Source organism: Undibacterium sp. GW821-FHT07F11, from assembly GCF_059418665.1.
Genome location: NZ_JBWKQH010000032.1, coordinates 1 through 1,018, shown reverse-complemented (window position 1 = coordinate 1,018; position 1,018 = coordinate 1). Strand labels below are relative to the sequence as shown.

The window sequence follows — 1,018 nt, the reverse complement described above, 5'->3', positions numbered from 1 at the left end:
GCATCGGTGAAGGTGCCTGCTGGCAAGGCGAAGCTGAAGACGGCTTTTTCTGTCAGGCTTTGATCTGCAAGAACCTTGGCTGCAACTGGCGCTGTATTTGGTGGGACATAGTCTGCCACGTGCAAATTCAGGTTCGTCTTCGCCGTTAGGCCACCTTTGTCTTTGACTGAGATGGACAGGGACAGGTCACCTACGGCAGCGTGATCCGGTGTGCCACTTAAAGTTTTAGTGGCAGCGTCAAATGTCAACCAGCTTGGCAGCGGGCTGCCGTTTGCCAATGTGGCGCTGTAGGTCAGTACGTCGCCTGCATCGGCATCGGTGAAAGTGCCTGCCGGTAAGGCGTAGCTGAAGGCGGCTTTTTCTGTCAGGCTTTGATCTGCAAGAACCTTGGCGGCAACTGGGGCTGTATTTGGTGGGACATAGTCTGCCACATGCAAATTCAGATTTGTTTTAGCCGTCAGGCCACCCTTGTCCTTGACTGAAATAGACAGGGACAGATCACCTACGGCAGCGTGGTCCGGTGTGCCGCTTAAAGTTTTAGTGGCAGCATCAAAGGTCAGCCAGCTTGGCAGCGGGCTGCCATTTGCCAGCGTGGCGCTGTAAGTCAGTACGTCACCTGCATCGACATCCACAAAGAGCGTATCTGGAATAACCAGGTTAAACGCTTTCGTCTCCGTCAGTGCCTGATCTGCGAGACTGGCTTTCACTTCAGGCGCAGTATTGACTGCTACTGCTGCAGTCACGCTCAAGCTGAAGTCCAGACTGGTTGTCAACTGGCCGCCATCTTTGGCGGTCACGCGAATGGCCAGCTCACCTATGTCTCCATGTCCTGGCGTGCCGGTCAGCTTCCCGGCGACTGGATCAAACTTCAGCCAGGCTGGCAATGCATCACCATTGGAGAGGCTCAAACTATAAGTAAGAATATCACCCGCATCCGCATCGCTGAAGAGGCCATCAGGTAAAGTGAAGTTGAAGACTTTGTTCTCTGCCACTTTTTGCAAGGCTATGGAACCGACTG

At 53.8% G+C, this 1,018-nt stretch carries 1 protein-coding gene; it reads right to left on the bottom strand.

Translation table 11 applies throughout. The annotated features are described in order from the left end of the window. Window positions 1-1,018 (bottom strand): putative Ig domain-containing protein (locus AC07OI_RS29790; protein ID WP_495259668.1); only part of this gene is annotated, 1,018 nt, incomplete at both ends.